Genomic DNA, 17,190 nt, shown 5'->3' on the forward strand with positions numbered 1-17,190 from the left:
CCTCTCTATATTGGGCGTTTGGGAAAGCACCCAACATAGAGAACAAAGATGGCAGATTTATGGCACTTTTGTACTAAAAAGTTACCCTGGGATCAGCGCAGCACCTTGGCAAGGAAGCCTTGAGTACGGGTATTTTGCGGCGCATTGAAAATCTGCTCCGGCGTGCCCGCTTCCTGGATCACTCCTTCATCCATGAAGATCACCCTGTCAGACACCTCGCGGGCAAATCCCATTTCATGAGTGACTATCACCATGGTCATGCCGTCGCGAGCCAGGGATTGCATCACGTCCAGCACATCGCCGACCATTTCCGGATCCAGCGCCGAGGTGGGTTCGTCAAACAGCATCAGTTCGGGAGACATGGTCAGGGCTCTGGCAATGGCCACCCTCTGTTTCTGGCCGCCGGAAAGACTGGATGGATAGGCATCTTTCTTATCTGCCAGGCCAACCTTACCCAGCAGTCCCAAAGCCTTGGCTTCGGCCTCGGCCGAACTCATCAACCCCAGCTTGACCGGTGCCAGCGTCAGGTTGGCCAACACTGTCTTGTGGGGAAACAGGTTAAAGTGCTGGAATACCATGCCCACTTTCTGTCTGAGCTTGTCGACACAGGCCCCCGGCGCCGTTATCGATTCACCGGCTATCCGTATTTCGCCTTCAGTCGGTTGCTCCAAAAGGTTGATACAGCGAAGAAAAGTACTCTTGCCACTACCACTGGGGCCTATAATACTGACCACTTCTCCCTTGGCGATATGCTGATCTATGCCCTTGAGTACTTCCAGTTTGCCGTAGTACTTATGCAGGTTGGTTATCTCAATCACTTTGTTTCAGCCTCGCTTCAAACTTACCCAACAGCCAGGTGAAGCTGTAGGTCAACAACAGATAGATAAGGGCACAAGTCAGCAGCGGCACCACATCTTCGAAGGTTCGGCTGCGGATGATTTCACCGGCACGCATCAGATCCACACCACCGATAAAGCCGATGACGGCCGTTTCTTTCAAAAGCACGATAAATTCATTGCCGAGTGCCGGCAGAATATTCTTGATTGCTTGTGGCAACACTACCTCACGCATGGTCAGTGAATGGCTCATCCCCAGAGAGCGGGCGGCCTCGGCCTGGCCCTTGTCGACCGCCTGGATGCCGGCACGGATGATCTCACTGATATAGGCGCCACTGTTGAGGCCAAAGGCGATGATGGCGGCGGTCACCTTGTCGACATCCATGGCGGCCAACACGATAAAGTAGAGGATCACCAGTTGAACCACTACAGGGGTACCGCGGATCACCCCGACATACAGCTTGGCCGGCCAGCGCAGATACCAGCGCTCGGACATACCCATCAAGGTGGTGAGCACCCCGAGAATGGCACCGAGGAGCATGGCGAAGAAGGTCACAGTCAAGGTGACCTTGAGGCCGCTTAGGATCAGCAAAATACCGATCATGCCGTCTTCCCCTATGGGGGTAAACAGCGAAGAGATTATTGCATCCATTTAAGATTACTTCTGATACTTTTCAAGGAGTTGTTGGTATTCGCCTGAGCTTTGCAGCCGTGACAGGGTGGCATTGATCTGGCCGAGCAGTTCGGGTTGATTCTTGGAGACTGCAATACCGTAAAACTCGGGTGAGAAGTCGATATCCAGCTGTTTGAGAGTGGGGTTCTTGGCCAGATAAGTGGCCGCCGGTTGGCTGTCGAACAGTACCAGGTCTACCTTGTGGTTTTTCAGCTCCATAAAGGCTTCAAAACCCGTATTGAAGGCCACGACTTCGGCCTTGAGTTCCTTGGCCATGATGTCGCCGGTAGAGCCCAGCTGCACCGCAATCTTCTTGCCGGCAAGATCAGCCGGAGTGCTGAATATCTGGCTATCCTGATTGACTATCACCACTTGGGTGGCTTCGTAGTAAGGCGTGGAGAAGTTGACGCTCTTTTGCCGCTCATCCGTGATTGTCATGCCGGAGGCGATAAAATCGATTTTGCCTGAGTTCAGCGCCACTATCAGAGAGTCGAACTTGAGGTTTTCTACCTTGAGGGTTTTACCGGCGTCGGCGGCAATCGCCTTGGCAATATCGATATCCAGCCCTTTTACCTCATCACCATTGGCACCCCCCATATATTCAAATGGAGGGAAGGCAGCATTGGTACCGACGACCAGTACATCTTGATCTTTACCGCAGCCGGTCAACAGCAAAGCCGTGACAGTGGCCAGAAGCAGGGATTTTTTCATCATTGAAGATACTCTTGAAGAACCGTATGGCTGGCACTATAGCCAGTTCGAACGCATCAATCAATAACTAATCATAAAAAATGACTAATTATTCATTTTTTTTGGTTTTGTCTTGTTAGAAAATCTTTGTTAATTAGTTTGTTATTTATTAATTGAACATGCTTAAGTGAATAAAGTAGATATTGCTCAACTAGGACTGAGCGACTAGAGAAGATTTTTTGTCGCCTGAGACACAAGAATGTGCATTTGGCACAGCGCCAAAGAAAAATTTGTTATAAAATGCGCGCCCAAAATCCTCTGCCTGCCTACAATGGTGGAAGCCACTCCGGATTTTGGAACCGGCCTCCAATTCAGTACCTGCCAAAAGCAGACAGCGAAGCACACAAAATAGAACAAGATGGGGTCGCATACCTATGACAGAAAAACGCTTTATTACCGCACAGGAATTGCTGGAGGACTCATTTCGTCTGGCAGCACAGGTCTATGACAGTGGCTTTCGGCCGCAGTTTATTGTTGGGATCTGGCGTGGCGGCGCCCCGATAGGGATTGCGGTACAGGAGTTTTTCGACTTCAAAAAAGTGGAGACCGACCATATTGCGGTGCGTACTTCATCCTACTACGGCATAGGCACAGACAAGCAGAGCAAGGAGATCAAGGTTCATGGTCTGCACTACATTGTTGAAAATGCCAATGCCGATGATGGTTTGCTGATTGTTGATGATGTTTTTGACTCCGGCCGCAGTATCTTTGCACTGAAGGAGAAACTCGGTCAGCTAATGCGACTGAACATGCCTAAGGATATCCGTATCGCTTGTCCTTACTACAAGCCACAGAACACTGCGGTGCCACTGAAGCCCGACTACTATATCCATGCCTCGGATGAATGGCTGGTATTCCCCCATGAAGTTTCCGGTTTGAGCCCGCAAGAACTGGCTGAAGGTAAGGGCGATTTGAGAAATATCAAAGAGTTGTTCCTCTGATAAAGGGTTTCTATCATCAAATACTGAAGAGGGCGCCAATGGGCGCCCTCTTTGTTGCTCACACTCGTTATATGTCCATGCAGTTGGCGTAATAAGTCACAGTTGCCGGCCAATCGGAGAAGACACCCAAGACCTCTACCTCTTTGGCCAGTACATCCAGCAGTTGATAGACATCGCCATCGTTGTTGATGCCATCGCTGATGCTCTGATAGTACCAACCACCGCCTTGCGCCAGGGGGCCAGAACGTTCCAGTGACCAAGTGATTATTTTAAGCCCGGCTTCCTTGGCCGCCAGAGCATAGGCCGAGGGAACTATCTTGCCGCTGTCATCCAGAGCCACCAATACCCACAAGGGCGGCGCAATGATTTCGACTCCCAGCGCCTTGAGCCTTTGCATATCGGCCTGCCAATGGGTCAAATCATTGGGGTTAAAGCTGCTGTCTGAGTCATACCTGTCATCCAGATAGACGGCCTGCTTGCCAAAATCGGCGTTATTGGCCAACCAGTATTGCACATCTTCCAGATTAAATGACTGGGGATAGACATCTTTTGCCGGCACCCCGGCGGCCTGATATTCGTCGATCATCTTCTGAGCATAGTCCTGTTGGCTAAAGCCATCGAAGGGCATGGGCACACTGGCGGCCTTGAGTTCAGGCGTCATCTTGACCTTGGCTTCTTTAAACAGAGCTATGCTCTCGGCGTGGGTCATCAATGTGCCACAACTGGCGTAGAGATCCGTGCGCCAGGCAGGAGTGCCCTCCATAAATTCATGCGCCGTGGTGGCCTTGGGATTAAAGCCATCCATCTTGCCGCAAAGCTGTTTGAATTCGTTCAGGGTTATATCGCTGGTACAGCACTCGGCGCTGGCGTTAACACCATTGGCAGCATCGGCGGGAGAGAAAGGCTGACGGCATTTTGCTGCCAACTCAGGGATACCCAAGATATTGGTTGTTGTGGCCAGATCGCATTGGGAGTGCCGACAAACCAGCTGTTTATCGGCGGTGAAGGTGACATCGCATTCCACTATTCCGGCACCGGCATCTATGGCTGCCAAATAGGCTTCTTTGGTGTGCTCAGGGAACTGCATGGAGGCGCCGCGGTGGCCTATGCTGAAGTCGGTGCGATAAAAGGGCCCCTGGCTGCATTGTGCCAGTTTATCTTTGAGCGGCCCTTCATCCATGTCATTTACCAGAAACAGGGGGCGGGGGCCCAGATTGGCGCCAACTTTCTCCTGCTGATCCTGTGTCGGGGTTGAAGTATTGGCGTTGTTGTCATTGCTGTTGCAGCCACCGAGCAACAGGCCAAACAGTACAGAGCCAAGTAATACCGACGTTGTTTTGGAGTGAAAAGCCTTCATTAAGCAGATCCTTATACTATTTCGCACAGGAGTTTACTCACTTGGCGAGAATGGTATTTAGTCATAAACAGGCCGCTTAAGCTAAAGACGGTTGATGACAGCCGGATAGCAAAATCATGACAATTAACTTAATTAATACAGTATCTTGTTCCGGATATACTGAAGAGAAACCTATTGCGTTAGTCTTAGAGCCGATTGATCTTGTCCTTCAGATCGTAGCTTTTGTCCGTGACTATGGTTTCCAGATTGGCAATTCGCTGCCTCAATTCATCCACTTCCCGTTGCAGTTTTTCAACTTCGCCATTTTGGTGGTATTGCTGCTTGCGGTTGTAATCCTTGATGAGTATCACGGCAAAGATGCCTATGACTATCACAAGCATCAGACTGATTAATCCCATAACGACTCCTTGGTGTTAAGCATGTTGAACATTCTGGCACAGTATAGAGGGACAGGAAAATCAAGGGCCTCTATGAGGGAAGGTGCGCACAAGTCCCATGTGTGCTCTGCGTCGGCTTACAGGGCTGGATGGAAGGCGTGGTTCGCCGCAAATGGCCTTAGTCCTTTGCAAGAAGCACAACACAGCAGACAGGCCTGTAAGCCACGCCCTTTGGGGCTTTCACAGCCACCGGCTCTCTGCGTTATCCGACTTCGACATGCCCCGGCATGCCTTCAGTCAGATGCCTTGAACGCCAATTGCTGTGCAAGCCAGAGTGCCACGAGGACTTATTCGCACCTTCCTGAGACCCTTGTCCTGTCTTTCGGCTAAGGTTTCAGGGTATCTTTTATCAGTACGCAGCGCTGCTCTCTCTCTATGGCTTGCTTGAGATTACGCTGGGTCATGGCCGATAGCTCAGGGTTGGCCTGTAAGGCTTTTTCGAGCTGCAGCACTGAGGCGTGACTGCATTGACGCGGTAATAATGCCGGTGCGTAACTGCGCATAAATACCGGGCCTTTTTCGGCGTCCAGGGTGGCCAGCTGACTCAAGCGCTGCTCTGCGGTGCTGGCCTGGAGTTGCCCTTGGCTGCTGGGATAGAGGTTTTCCATTGCCACCCTCAGCTTGGCAAACGGCAGCGCCGAATGGTTGATTTTCTCCAGCCAGCGGCGTTTACCGGCGGTTTCCGGGCGCACCACTTCGGCGGCGATGGCCGCCTTTTGCCCCGAGTCGCTGTTATCAAGCTTGGCTTCTTGCTGTAACAGAAGTTTGCTGGTGGGGTAATCGTAACGGTTCAACTGATAGATAAGCTGCCAGCGGGTATCTTGATCCAGCTCCACTCCCCTTATCTTGCTGTGGCCTTGCAGCAGTGACAGCAGGTGATCCAGCGAGTCCCCGTCGCGGGCAAAGTCCACATAGGCATCGAACCAGCGCCGCTGCAGATCTTTATTATCCGCGTTTTGCATGGTCAGACGCAGGCTCATCTGCGCCAGCGCTCTGATGGCGCGCTCGGCATAGGCCGAGTGAATCGGAGCCATCGACTCGAGTAAGGCCTTGCTGTAGCGCATATTGCCGAGAATTTGCCCCAGCAGGGTGTAATCGCTCTCTTTGGGAGCATTGATAAGCACTGTTTCCAGATACTTGTTCAAGGGCAAGTTACCGCTCTGGACACTGTCCCACAGGCTTTGCCAGAGCATCGCGCGCAGCAGGGGATCTTCTACCTTGGCCAGGTGATTGAAGGCGGTGTCGAACGAGCGTGGGTCGAGCTCGACTTTGACATAGCCCCAGTCCTGATAGTTGGGATAAACCAAATCAGGACAGGACGCGCCTTTAAGTTGCGGCACCAAGGTCTTTTCACCTTGGTAGGTAACGGCCAGAGTTTGCAGCAGGTGCATCTCATGGCGGCCCTTGCTCAGTAAGGCCAACTGAACTTTTTGCTCTCTGAGAGTCGGATAGGCGGGATCGCTTGCCGACTGCAACAGGGCAAATTCACTAATGCGGCCATCTTGGCACTGGAACTCAGCCTTGAGGCTGTTGACACCGGCGCTGTAGAGCCAATCCCGGGTCCACTGGCTCAGATCCCGCTTGGCGGCCTGGCCGAGACTGGTAATGAAGTCTTCCAGTGTGGCGTTTTGCCAGGAGTAGCGTTTGAGGTATTCACTGACGCCACGGCGGAAGGTTTGCTCCCCAAGCAGGTGGCGCAGTTGAATGAGAACCGCGGCCCCTTTCTGGTAAGTGATGGCGTCGATATTATCGAAGGCGTTGGCACTGCTGGCTACAGGCACTTCTATGGGGTGGGTGGTAACGCCAGAGTCCTGCTGATAGGCACTCTGTTTGCCCCTGGCGTAAAAACTGCGCCAGGTATTGTCAAACTCAGTGGCTTCTGCGCTCGCCAGCATGCCCATGAAGGAGGCGAAGCTTTCATTGAGCCACAGACCGTTCCACCATTTCATGGTCACCAGATCGCCAAACCACTGGTGCGCCATTTCATGCATGATCACCGACGCCAAGCGCTGGCGCTGATTGGCTGTCATCTCACCACTGCCAAGAAAACGCCCTTCGGCAAAGGTGATGGCGGCGGCATTTTCCATGGCACCATAGAGGAAGTCAGGCACCAGCAGTTGATCGTATTTTTTAAAGGGGTAGTCGATACCGAAATAGTCGTCAAAAAACTTAAGCCCGGCGTCTGTGTATCTGAACCAGTCGGCGGCATTGACCTGGGCCGCCACTGATTGGCGGGCAAACAGGCGCATGGGGTATTTGCCGCTGTTGTCTTGCCAGACATGGTAAGGGCCTGCATGCATGGAAAAGTTGTAGGGACTCAACTTGGGTGTTGCCGGAAACTGCCACAGCTGGTTGTCACCCTCCGGGGTCACACTCAATTCTTGGGTGGCGCTGATCACCTGCCAGTCTTTGGGGGCTCTGACAGTTAACTTGTAGCTGGCCTTGAGATCCGGTTGGTCGAATACGGCAAACATCTGCTGCGCGGCGGCGGGCTCAAAGTGGGAGTAGAGATAGACCTTGCCATCGACGGGATCCACAAAGCGGTGCAGCCCTTCACCATTGCTGGAATGCTGGCGTGTGAAGCTGACTTCTATCTCATTGTCGCCTTTGAGCAGCAACTTGGCACTGATCTCCAGATAGGCGCCATTGTATTTGGGATAGAGCCTGTGGCCGTTGATCTTAAGGCTGGTGATCTGCGCCTTGCTCAAGTCCAATGTCAGGGGCTGTTGGTTATCGCTGAGACTGAAACGTACCAGGGTGCGGTTGGCAAATCGCTCGCTGCCATCCAAGGTAAAGTCCAGTTCATAGCTGACATTGCTGACTCTGGCAGAGCGGGCCATCGCCTGTTGCTCACTGATATAACCGCTGCCATCCCGCACACCGGCAGAGGATTGAGTGCTGCTGCAGCCGCTGAGTGATAGCAGTCCGGCAGCCAACAGGCTGAGACCAAACAACCGGGGAAGAGATTTCACAAACAGATTCCTTGCTTTTTATTGTTTTACCATTGGGTGTCGGTGTTTTCCCTCACAACAGGAATGAAAGGGAGGGATACGCCTTAAGTTAATACCCTGTCAGGCTTGGCGCCCGCGGCATAAATTACGCTATTTGCCGACAAAGAACAAAGGAGAAATGTTACAAAAAAGCCGCTGTGACAGCGGCTTTTGGGAAGGAGTGTGATGCTTGGTTAGAGCCCGAGGAAGGACTTGGACTTCACTTTGCGGATCTCTTTTTCATCGGACCATTCGATCAAGCCGGTTTCCAGATCCATCAGGCGCATGGTCATCTTGTAGTAGACATCACGGGTGCTGCCATCTTGTTTGACTATGCTGGAAAGGTTGCCGTAGAGCATGTATTGAGCGCCTATCTGACGACCGAACTTGATGGCGGTGGATGGGTCAACCATGCCGGCGTTGTTCTGGTAGTCCAGTTGCTTGCGCACTGAATCCACCTTGGTCATATCGATAAAACGGAACTTGCCTGAGCGCAGCAGCTTGTTGCTGATGGAGTCGGTCACTGACTCAGTATCTATATGCTCAGAGGTCTTGTTCTTGATCTTGTCGACAAAGATGATAGGTCTGTCGTTGGCTGTCATGGCCACCACAGGCGGGAAAGTCAGCATGCTGTCGACCATTTTGGCGGCAATGGCTTGCAGATCTGTCGAACCGAAGTTTTCATTCACTGTCTCTACCTCAGTGGCATCACCGTATTCCACTTTGGATTGACAGGCTGCCATGCCCATAGCCATTGCCAGTATCAGTATCAGCTTCAAGTGTTTCATAGTCAGTTCCATTTCAAGGTTATCAAATCAATTTTGTATAAAAACGTGTGACATTGCCAGTGTCTATTGCCCAGACCAGAGTGGTCTTGCCACTCTCAACCTGAATTTCCGTGCCCTGATTGTCCAGGGTCAGTTGATAGCTGCCGGCATCGACAAACTGCCTCGCTATCTGTGCCTGCCTAGGTAACGTGAGCCAACTGCGGCGATCGGCCTGCTCTGTGACCACGTTGAATATCTGCATGGCGATCACCCCAAGGTCCGAACCGTCTTTGCGTTCGGCCTTGCGGGCCATTTCCGACTTGGCATAGACCCTGGCGGCCTGGCGCACCAGCAGATAGGGTAGTTCCTCCTTGAGCGCCGTGATGGCCAAGGCATCTATGTTGGCTATCGGGGCTGCAGTCATAGGTTTTGACAAGCCGCGGATATTGGCACTGCTTACCGGCACTCTGGAGGGCATATAGGTGGGCAGAGAGACAGTTTGCCAGTTGCCGTGAATGGTGAAGGGAACCGTTAGGCTCTCCTTGGCGGGCACAAAGCCGCGCTCCAGCAGCAAGATGACCTGACCTTGCCCCTTGGCGGGCGTGGGCGCTTCTCCCCAACGGCGTTTGAACTCATCATACTGAGGCATGGCAAGCTCTTTGGCCAAGCGCACCAGATCCTGCTGCAGATAAGGATTATCCGGCATAATCTGCGCCGCCTTGCGATAGTCGATAAAGGCATCGTTGCGCTCACCAAGGATTTCGTGCAGTACCCCTGTGGTGTAGTAACTGTAGGCGTTCAAAAACGAGCTGGTGACACTGCCGGCCGCCTTGCCCAGTTTATCCATTTCAGCGCTGATAGTGCCGTTGGCCATCTGTTGCACCGCACTGCTGGATTTTTCGTACCTTTGCTGTTCCAGCGATTGCAGTTCATTGCTGCGACGCACCTCCACCAACGCGCCTTCGGCATCGCCGGCAAACAGATAATTGAGAGCCTGATATTGGTGCAGCATGATGCGCTCATACCCGGGACCACGATAGGGAATGATATTGTCGTTCAGCAGCAGGCTGCCGCCCAGTGAACCCAGCTCGGACAAACTGAGCTTGGCCTTGTCGTCGAATGCCTGATAGGCGGCTATGGCGCTTTGGTAATAGTCTTTGCTGGCGGTGAAATCGCCGCTTATCTGGGCGGCGCGCCCCGCTTCCTGGGCATAGAGCAGGCCATCTCGGCTGTTGATCCCGCCTGCCAATTCCTTGGCGGCATTGCCCGGCATTGATGAGTTGAGTTCGGCGCGAACGCCGGCCAGTTGGGATGGATAGTTGACCAATACACTGTTGAAGGCGCAGCCAGTGAGGCTCAGAGACAACAACAGTGGCAGCAGTAACTTGCCTGACTTCAAGAGTCGGCTCCTTGGTTTTGGATCTCCAGTCGTTCTCTCAAGGTGAGTCCTTCCAGATGATCATATTCATGCTGAAAAATGCGCGCGACAAAGCCTTGTAACCATTCTTGCTGCCACTCGCCGCTGAGATCCTGATAACGTACCTCAATGCTTTCATGGCGCAGAATCTGTACTCTTTCACCGGGCAGAGACAGGCAACCCTCTTCTCCGGCCAGCATCTTGCCTGAGCGTTTGAGTATCTGCGGGTTGATCACCACCTGGGGCGCCATCAAAGGCGCATCCGGATATCTGTCGTTGGGATGGGATGCCATAATAAACAAGCGGATACCTTGGCCTACCTGAGGCGCGGCTATGCCAACCCCCTGTGCCAGTTTCATGGTCTCGAGCATTTTCTCGGCCAGGGCCGCCAAAGGTTCATCGAACTGTTGAACCGGCTGGGCAGCCTGCCCCAGAATACGTTCTCCGTAGGTTGCTATGGCTAACATCCTTATCCCCCCTTTATTCGACTCAGTAGTGAGGCGGCGGCGTTTCTTCCGATTGAGACGCGATATTGCTCGGTTCTACCGCTTTGAGTTTACTGATTAACAACTGGATCTGAAACTGCTGCTCGGCCACTACCTTATTGAGTTCGAAAATCTCCTGACTCAATTCTTCCAGTGTGGCTTCCTGAAATGACAGCTTGGTTTCGAGCTCTTCGATCCTGTCCGGGATTGCTTGCATTACTTACCTCTGTGTTGGCGCCGACCAGCGTTCCAGCAAGCTGGCACTGCTGATACTCTGAAGTTGGCCGTTGTCGGATTCAGACACTGAGTATACTACGGCGCTTTGGGGCAAAGGCTTTTTTGGCAGTGAAACTTGCCAGTTGGCGACTTTTTTCCCCGAATCGACTTGCCACAGACTCAATTCTCTGGCCGGCGTGCCGGTCAACAAGGCCTGCTCCTGTTGGATAAAGCGCGCTGCCGAAAAGTTCATTTGCCGCCGGACTATCGCCAGCGAGCTGGCCAGTTTCCCTGAGTCATTGTGCCAAATGTCGGCATTGCCGGTACTGTCGGACACTAAACTAAGGTTACCGCTGCGGCTGAGGGCAACCTTCAGTACCCTGGAGTCCATCTGCCAACGCCTCAGTACCTGAGCATCCTGAGTGCGCCACAGCAGGGCGGTGGCGTCGTTGGCGCCGGTCAATGCCAGGCGGCCATCGGCAGAGAGGGCAACGCTGTTGACCTTTTCGCTGTGGCCAAGAAATTTCACCAGCACACCTGTGGTCGGGGTCAGCGACATCACCGCGCCATCGGCCAGCCCCACCAGCAACTGGCCGTTGTCGGCCACGGCCACAGTCTGGGCTACTGCCGGCAGTGACCACCAACCCGCCGCCTGGCCGTCGGCGATTTTCCACAGTGCAACTGAATCGCGGCTTAACGTCACCGCATATTCTCCATTGGCCGAAATATCTGTGGCGATGACATCATTGGCTTCACTGCCTTGAGCCCACTGATACTTGACTGCGCCTTGTTTGAGATCCCAAAGCCTGATCCCCTCCTGGCTGCTTATCAAAGCGTAGCGGCCATCGGCAGAGATGCTGGCGCTGTAGCTGGGATCTGCCGCCAGGGATTGGCTGCTATTGGGGCCTGGATGGCAGGCACCAAGGCCAAGCAAAGTAAAACTGAGCGTGCAAATAAGTAGCAATCTGTTTATTGCCATGAACTTATACCGCCTCGACTTGTCATTTTGAGTAAGGGTAAAACGCTGTCGCTTCCATGCAAGGGTTAACGGTTTGTCGGTCGCTTTCCCTTGTTAACCAGTATGGATAATCTGCTTTGTATCTCAAAGTTAACTGGTATAAAGTGAGTCGTCTTACATATTTTGGGTTAATTGTAACCATTTGAAGATCCTGAGGATGCCTTTAATGAAACCGATTTACAAAATTTCACTGGTCGCACTGGCCCTGATCGGCCTTTCCGCCTGTAACCAAGAACAAAAAACAGCGAGTGCCGACAAAGTGGAACTGAGCTCTGTCGAGCAGAAAGAAGCCTATAGCGTGGGTGCCTCTATTGGCCGCTACATGGCCGGCCATATCAAGGAGCAGGAAGAGCTGGGTTTCTCAGTCGATCGTGCTTTGATTGTGACAGGTTTCCAACAGGGGCTGAAAGACGAGCTGCAACTAACTGAAGACGAGATGCAGAAAGTGCTTGAAGGTCTGGACCAGAAGCTGAATGAAAAACGTATGGCCAAGGTTCAGGAGATGGCGGCCAAGTCGATGCAGGAAAGCAAGGCTTATCTGGAACAGAACAAGGCCAAAGAGGGTGTGATCACCACTGAGTCAGGTCTGCAGTATGAAGTATTGACTCCAGGCGAGGGTGAGAAGCCAGCCGCCGAAGATATAGTGACTGTTCACTACCGTGGTACTCTGATTGACGGCACTGAGTTTGACAGCTCCTACTCCCGCGGTGAACCGGCAGAATTTGCTCTGAACCGGGTGATCCCGGGCTGGACCGAAGGTGTACAGTTGATGCCGGTCGGTGCCAAGTATCGCTTCGTTATCCCATCAGAGCTGGCCTATGGCGAGCGTGATATGGGCACTATTCCTGCCAATTCCACACTCATCTTTGAAGTCGAGTTGCTCAAAGTCAAGAAGGCCGATGCACCCGTAGAGCCTACCGAAGCCGAGGCTTCTGCCAAGTAATCCCTTGTTTCACGGAAAGTGGATACCCGATATTGAAAAGGACGCCGTCGGCGTCCTTTCTTTTTACAGCCACTTCTAGGGCATTGACCCTAAAGCCATTTATAACGATAGAACAGCCACAACTGTCCCCCTACCAATAGCAACAGGAACAGGCAAAAGGCTCCGAAGGCCCAGCCAACATCGGCGCCCGGGATCCCGGCGATATTGACCCCGAGCAGACCGGTAAGAAAACCCAGTGGCAGAAAGACGGCGCTGATCAGCGACAGGAAATAGAGGCGGCGATTGACGGCCTCGGCCTGACGGTTTTGCAACTCTTCCTGGGTGACGCTGGCCCTGTCTCTGATTGCGTCCAGATCTTCGATGCAACGAATGAGTTGATCATTGATTTCGTTGAATTTAAGCCGATGCTGTTCATCAAATACCTTGGCCGAGTCTGTCAGCAGGCGGGTAAAGGCTTCCCGCTGCGGCGCCAGGTAGCGCCGGACCACCACTATCTGGCGCCTGAGCTCGGCGATATCGCTGCGTAGATCCCTGTCGTTACCGGCCATGACCTTGTCTTCCAGATCGTCGACAGTTTCTTCCAGCCGGTCGATAAACTCCGTCTTACGTTGGGTGAGACGCTGCGTCAGCGTCAGCAAAAACTCCCCGGTATTGCCGGGGCCAGCTCCCTGGCTGACGCTCTGGATGATGTCTTTGACCGATAACAGCTCGCGACTGCTGGTGCTGATAATTCTGTGATTGTCCAGGTAGAGGCGTATCGACACCATGTCTTCAGGGTCGGCCCCGGGGTTGTGATTGACCCCTCTGAGCGCCAGCAGGAAGCCCTGGCCGGATTGTACCACCCTGGGGCGAGTGTCCTGCGCCAACAGGGCAGCCACTTCCAGCGCGTCCAGGCCGCTGTGTTGTTGCAACCACTGACGGTTGGATTTCTTCTTATAGTCCAGATGCAGCCAGAGTATGCCCTGCTCCGGGCGCCAGTCGCTGACCTGTTGCTGCGTCAACTCCTTGCCTGCCATCTCCCCGCTGAGCAGCAAGGCACAAAACTGTTTTTCGGCCATAGATTCACTCTCATAGGTTTGCTTTAGTTCAAGCTAACCTAGTTATACCACTGGGCATAGGAATTTACTCACTCAGTGACAATGAAAAGCTGGGCAGGCAAGTAAAGTAATGGAAGGATATCGGGATAAAGCGACATTGGCTTGCGCCGCATACGTGCTTTTTCAACTCGCCCTTGGGGAGCTTGTCAGCCACCCGATGACTACACCAACTTGTCTCGCCGTAGCATTACTATGCCATCGCCAATCTGGCTTGACCCCCAATGGTTGACACAGTTCTGAGCAAGTCAAACTTCTATAGGGAATGATATTACGATAGAAAGTAAAGCCCAGGCATAACTATGGGCAATCCCCTGGGCTCTGGGTTAAAATTAGGATAGGTTTGATTACAGCAAAAGAAGTGGCACCATGGAATACGAATTTCGGCGCAATTCACTGACGGGAACCGCAATGGCCCGCTTCAGTATGGAGCATCATGTACTGGGGCAATGGTTCTCTGAAGAGTTGGCGGATAACGCCGAGATCTGCACTCAGGTCAAACAGGCATTGGCGGATTTACAGTCAGGGCGCATTCGCGAATGGCAGTTGATTGGCCGGGATCTGACGCTGCAACTGGATCAGGAGCAGGTGCGGGTTTACGCCAATGTGCTCGAATTCGGTGAGAGTCAGGAGTTGGATGAGTCCCTCTCTCTTTATGATGCCGAGTCAGAAGCCTGGTGCGGCCTGGAAGACTTTCAGGATGTGCTTGAGAGTTGGTGTGACTTTCTGCACCAGAGCCGCTGAACAAGCGGCATTGGCAGCAATGAGAAGGGACGCAGTGGCGTCCCTTTTTCGTGGCTTAACGGTTGAGATAACGCACCGCCATTTCGGTGCGGGACTTGGCATTGGCCTTGCGAAGCAGGTTTTTGACATGCACCTTGACCGTGCCTTCGCTGATATGCAGTTCTTCGGAGATCACCCTGTTGCTCTGGCCTTCAGCCAGATGCTGCAGTATCTGCAACTCTCTTGGTGTCAGGCTATCAAGCCAGGCTTCCTCGTCGGCGGCATTTTTCAATTCAAACAGATAGTCTTCCACTTCAGCGCTGATCACTCGGTGGCCGGACATGGCTTCTTTCAGCTGCCCAAGCAGCAGATCGGGTTCGGTATCCTTGAGCAGGTAACCATCGGCGCCGGCTCGCAGCAAACGGATAACATCCTGTTTGGCATCGGAAACCGTCAGGATAACGATTCTGGAGGTGACTCCCTCCTGACGCAGGGCGTTCAGGGTATCGAGACCCGTCATGCCTTTCATATTCAGATCCAGCAGGATAATGTCCGGCTCGTTTTCGGCGGTAGCCGCCAAGGCGTCGAGCCCGGTACCGGCTTCACCGAAGAAACTAAAGTCAGGATCGGATGCCAGTAACTGACAGATACCGCGACGCAGTAAGGGATGGTCATCGACTACCAGAACTGAATAAGGTTTACCCATGATGTGGCTCCTGCTGAGGTGGGAAAGTCAGGACAACACTGGTGCCTCCCGACGCATTGCTGGAAAATTCAACCATACCCGAGAGGCGGCTGGCTCGCTCGTGCATTATCCCTATGCCGAAATGTTGATCCCTTTCCTTGATATGCGCCAGGCCTATGCCGTTGTCTTCGACACTGATAACCACCATGTTATCAGAGTTCTTTTCGCAGCTGATACAAATACGACTCGCATTTGCATGTTTAATGGCATTGAGGGTGGCTTCTCGGGTGAGCTGCAGAATATGAATATGTTGGTGCGCCGCCAGTAACTGTGGCGGCAGGCGATAGCTGAGTTCCAGCTCCGTGTCTGTTTGGCTGCGCAGTTGCTCCAGCATGGCCTCGAGGGCGTTGCGCAGATTGGGTTCTTTAACAGTCAGGCGGAAGGTAGACAGCAGTTCTCTGAGCTGGGCGTAGGCTGTGGTCACCCCTTCATTGAGTTCTTCGAGCTGTTGGGTCACCGCCGGGCTTTTGCAGCTCTGGTCGAGGCCTTTACGCAGCAAACTTATCTGGATTTTCAGGAAGGACAGCAGTTGCCCAAGAGAATCGTGTAGCTCCCTGGCGATAACCGCCCGCTCTTCCAGCAGGGCCAGCTGTTGGCGTTGTTCGGAGGCGTTGTGAATCACTATCGAGCGAGCCAGCATGATGGCGAAGTTTTCAAACAGGGGCACATTGATATCGTGCTCGCCTATCACTTCCAGAAAGCCGAGTTCCTGTTGTTCAAACTTGAGCGGAAACTGCATGGTCTGTCCGGATTGCGGCCAGATATCCTCGTCGGTGGCGATCACCTCCATGGCATCTTCATCCTGCTGAATAATCAGCCGCAGATGTTGCAGGTGCTCATACTCCTTGAGTTGCAGCAGCGACTGCCGCATCACCTCGAAATTGAGTTTGCCCGAATGCAGCAACACCAGATTGTCATAAAGAAATTTGAGCTCACGGTTGGCACGGGTCAACGCCAGGGTCTTCTCCTTCACCTGAGTTTCCAGGTTGCCGTAGAGAGTTGCCAGCTCCTGAGCCGTACTGTCGAGGGCATCGGAAAGAGCGCTGAGCTCAATATATTCCGTCTTCGGCATTTCGACGGCAAAGTTACCCTTGGAAATAGTGTTGGCCGATTCCATCATCTGTTGCAGCGGCACCACCACCTTGCGTTTGGTAAAGCGCACGGCGATAAAGGCAATCAGCAGCATCAACCCCAAGCCCACTATCTGGCTGACGGCCAGCAATCTTAGTTTGAAGGCGGCGTGGTGCTCCATCTCCAATACCAGCAAATCTATGGTATCGACAAAGTCTTTCAGCGAGGAGGCATAGTTGCGCGAGTCTTCCTGCTCTATGTAGTACTTCATGACCTTCCACTTGCTGATCACCAGTTGGTATTGCTGCCCGAGCCTGGCCGGCGATGACCAGTCCATAGAGCGTACCAAGGCATCTGAGTAGAGGGTGTTTTCAAATTCGCGAATTTTTTGCAGCGCTTCTTCACTGCCGGAGTTGGCATAAAACATCAGCCGGTAGCTCTGCATTCGCAGGGAGCCGGAAGCGTTGATCGCCCTGGCATCTCCCAGGCTGTAAGACAGATTGATAATGGCAAAAGTGGCCAGACCGCTTGAGAGCAGGATAAGGGTCAGCATTAAGCCTAAAATGGTAGAGGTCAAACTGCCTCGTTTCATGAAATATTCACTCACTTTTGCTAAGATTTCCTCAGTCCCTGCAGCATTACTCTCGATTATCGGAAAGAAAACGCGCCGATAAGATTGTCGAGAATAAAAAAGGACTTGGGTCTCAGAGTTCTACATTAGCCAGCG

The 17,190-nt window shown here is 52.9% G+C and carries 17 protein-coding genes; 3 read left to right on the forward strand and 14 right to left on the reverse strand.

Annotated elements, in window-relative coordinates:
• Positions 1–92 precede the first annotated feature (92 nt).
• The 3 genes from ACSHSR_RS04880 to ACSHSR_RS04890 are packed head-to-tail and all read right to left on the reverse strand — an operon-like array spanning position 93 to position 2,220.
• Positions 93–818, reverse strand: coding sequence for an amino acid ABC transporter ATP-binding protein (locus tag ACSHSR_RS04880; RefSeq protein ID WP_146508339.1), 726 nt, complete (start codon positions 816–818; stop codon positions 93–95).
• On the reverse strand, positions 811–1,488 hold the full coding sequence (locus ACSHSR_RS04885; protein ID WP_146508338.1) for an amino acid ABC transporter permease: 678 nt from the start codon (positions 1,486–1,488) through the stop codon (positions 811–813). Before ACSHSR_RS04885 ends, ACSHSR_RS04880 begins: the two co-directional genes overlap by 8 nt.
• A gap of 6 nt (positions 1,489–1,494) precedes the next feature.
• Positions 1,495–2,220 carry a basic amino acid ABC transporter substrate-binding protein gene (locus ACSHSR_RS04890; RefSeq protein WP_025011536.1) on the reverse strand — a complete coding sequence of 242 codons (726 nt, stop codon included), beginning with the start codon at positions 2,218–2,220 and terminating at the stop codon, positions 1,495–1,497.
• A gap of 413 nt (positions 2,221–2,633) precedes the next feature.
• Between ACSHSR_RS04890 and ACSHSR_RS04895 the strand changes: the two genes are divergently transcribed.
• Positions 2,634–3,200 carry a phosphoribosyltransferase gene (locus ACSHSR_RS04895; RefSeq protein WP_025011535.1) on the forward strand — a complete coding sequence of 189 codons (567 nt, stop codon included), beginning with the start codon at positions 2,634–2,636 and terminating at the stop codon, positions 3,198–3,200.
• 67 nt (positions 3,201–3,267) lie between these two features.
• On the opposite strand, the gene ACSHSR_RS04900 is transcribed toward ACSHSR_RS04895, so the two are convergent.
• From ACSHSR_RS04900 to ACSHSR_RS04935, 8 genes are all read right to left on the reverse strand, one after another.
• On the reverse strand, positions 3,268–4,557 hold the full coding sequence (locus ACSHSR_RS04900) for a glycerophosphodiester phosphodiesterase family protein (protein WP_129979271.1): 1,290 nt from the start codon (positions 4,555–4,557) through the stop codon (positions 3,268–3,270).
• 185 nt (positions 4,558–4,742) lie between these two features.
• The gene (locus tag ACSHSR_RS04905) at positions 4,743–4,955 is read right to left on the reverse strand and encodes a coiled-coil domain-containing protein (RefSeq protein ID WP_025886971.1); all 213 of its coding nucleotides are present in this window, start codon (positions 4,953–4,955) and stop codon (positions 4,743–4,745) included.
• Between the two features lie 365 nt (positions 4,956–5,320).
• The gene (pepN, locus tag ACSHSR_RS04910; RefSeq protein ID WP_144165113.1) at positions 5,321–7,966 is read right to left on the reverse strand and encodes an aminopeptidase N; all 2,646 of its coding nucleotides are present in this window, start codon (positions 7,964–7,966) and stop codon (positions 5,321–5,323) included.
• Between the two features lie 212 nt (positions 7,967–8,178).
• Positions 8,179–8,772 (reverse strand): penicillin-binding protein activator LpoB, encoded by a 594-nt coding sequence (lpoB, locus tag ACSHSR_RS04915; RefSeq protein WP_170946744.1) that lies wholly within the window; start codon positions 8,770–8,772, stop codon positions 8,179–8,181.
• 22 nt (positions 8,773–8,794) lie between these two features.
• Positions 8,795–10,150 carry a COG3014 family protein gene (locus ACSHSR_RS04920; RefSeq protein ID WP_335908779.1) on the reverse strand — a complete coding sequence of 452 codons (1,356 nt, stop codon included), beginning with the start codon at positions 10,148–10,150 and terminating at the stop codon, positions 8,795–8,797.
• The gene (def, locus tag ACSHSR_RS04925; RefSeq protein WP_025886974.1) at positions 10,147–10,635 is read right to left on the reverse strand and encodes a peptide deformylase; all 489 of its coding nucleotides are present in this window, start codon (positions 10,633–10,635) and stop codon (positions 10,147–10,149) included. Before def ends, ACSHSR_RS04920 begins: the two co-directional genes overlap by 4 nt.
• A 22-nt stretch (positions 10,636–10,657) precedes the next feature.
• Complete coding sequence (locus ACSHSR_RS04930; RefSeq protein WP_025011529.1) at positions 10,658–10,870, reverse strand: SlyX family protein; 213 nt, start codon at positions 10,868–10,870, stop codon at positions 10,658–10,660.
• A gap of 3 nt (positions 10,871–10,873) precedes the next feature.
• A complete protein-coding gene (locus ACSHSR_RS04935) occupies positions 10,874–11,848 on the reverse strand; it encodes a WD40 repeat domain-containing protein (protein WP_335908780.1) in 975 nt (324 codons plus the stop codon).
• Between the two features lie 205 nt (positions 11,849–12,053).
• On the opposite strand from ACSHSR_RS04935, the gene fkpA reads away from it, so the two are divergent.
• Positions 12,054–12,830, forward strand: coding sequence for an FKBP-type peptidyl-prolyl cis-trans isomerase (fkpA, locus tag ACSHSR_RS04940; RefSeq protein ID WP_107006055.1), 777 nt, complete (start codon positions 12,054–12,056; stop codon positions 12,828–12,830).
• Positions 12,831–12,919: 89 nt separating this feature from the next.
• On the opposite strand, the gene ACSHSR_RS04945 is transcribed toward fkpA, so the two are convergent.
• A complete protein-coding gene (locus tag ACSHSR_RS04945; protein WP_345857814.1) occupies positions 12,920–13,888 on the reverse strand; it encodes a zinc transporter ZntB in 969 nt (322 codons plus the stop codon).
• A 405-nt stretch (positions 13,889–14,293) separates the two neighbouring features.
• Here ACSHSR_RS04945 and ACSHSR_RS04950 point away from each other — a divergent pair, with 405 nt between their 5' ends.
• Entirely contained in the window at positions 14,294–14,668 is a 375-nt protein-coding gene (locus tag ACSHSR_RS04950) for a YacL family protein (RefSeq protein WP_025011525.1), read from the forward strand.
• Positions 14,669–14,723: 55 nt separating this feature from the next.
• On the opposite strand, the gene ACSHSR_RS04955 is transcribed toward ACSHSR_RS04950, so the two are convergent.
• Both ACSHSR_RS04955 and narQ read right to left on the reverse strand, forming a co-directional pair.
• Complete coding sequence (locus tag ACSHSR_RS04955) at positions 14,724–15,353, reverse strand: response regulator (RefSeq protein ID WP_345858399.1); 630 nt, start codon at positions 15,351–15,353, stop codon at positions 14,724–14,726.
• A complete protein-coding gene (gene narQ, locus ACSHSR_RS04960; protein WP_028780137.1) occupies positions 15,346–17,055 on the reverse strand; it encodes a nitrate/nitrite two-component system sensor histidine kinase NarQ in 1,710 nt (569 codons plus the stop codon). The genes ACSHSR_RS04955 and narQ overlap by 8 nt, the downstream gene beginning before the upstream one ends.
• Between the last annotated feature and the right edge of the window lie 135 nt (positions 17,056–17,190).

The sequence above is a fragment of the Shewanella sp. VK101 genome (assembly GCF_056497865.1).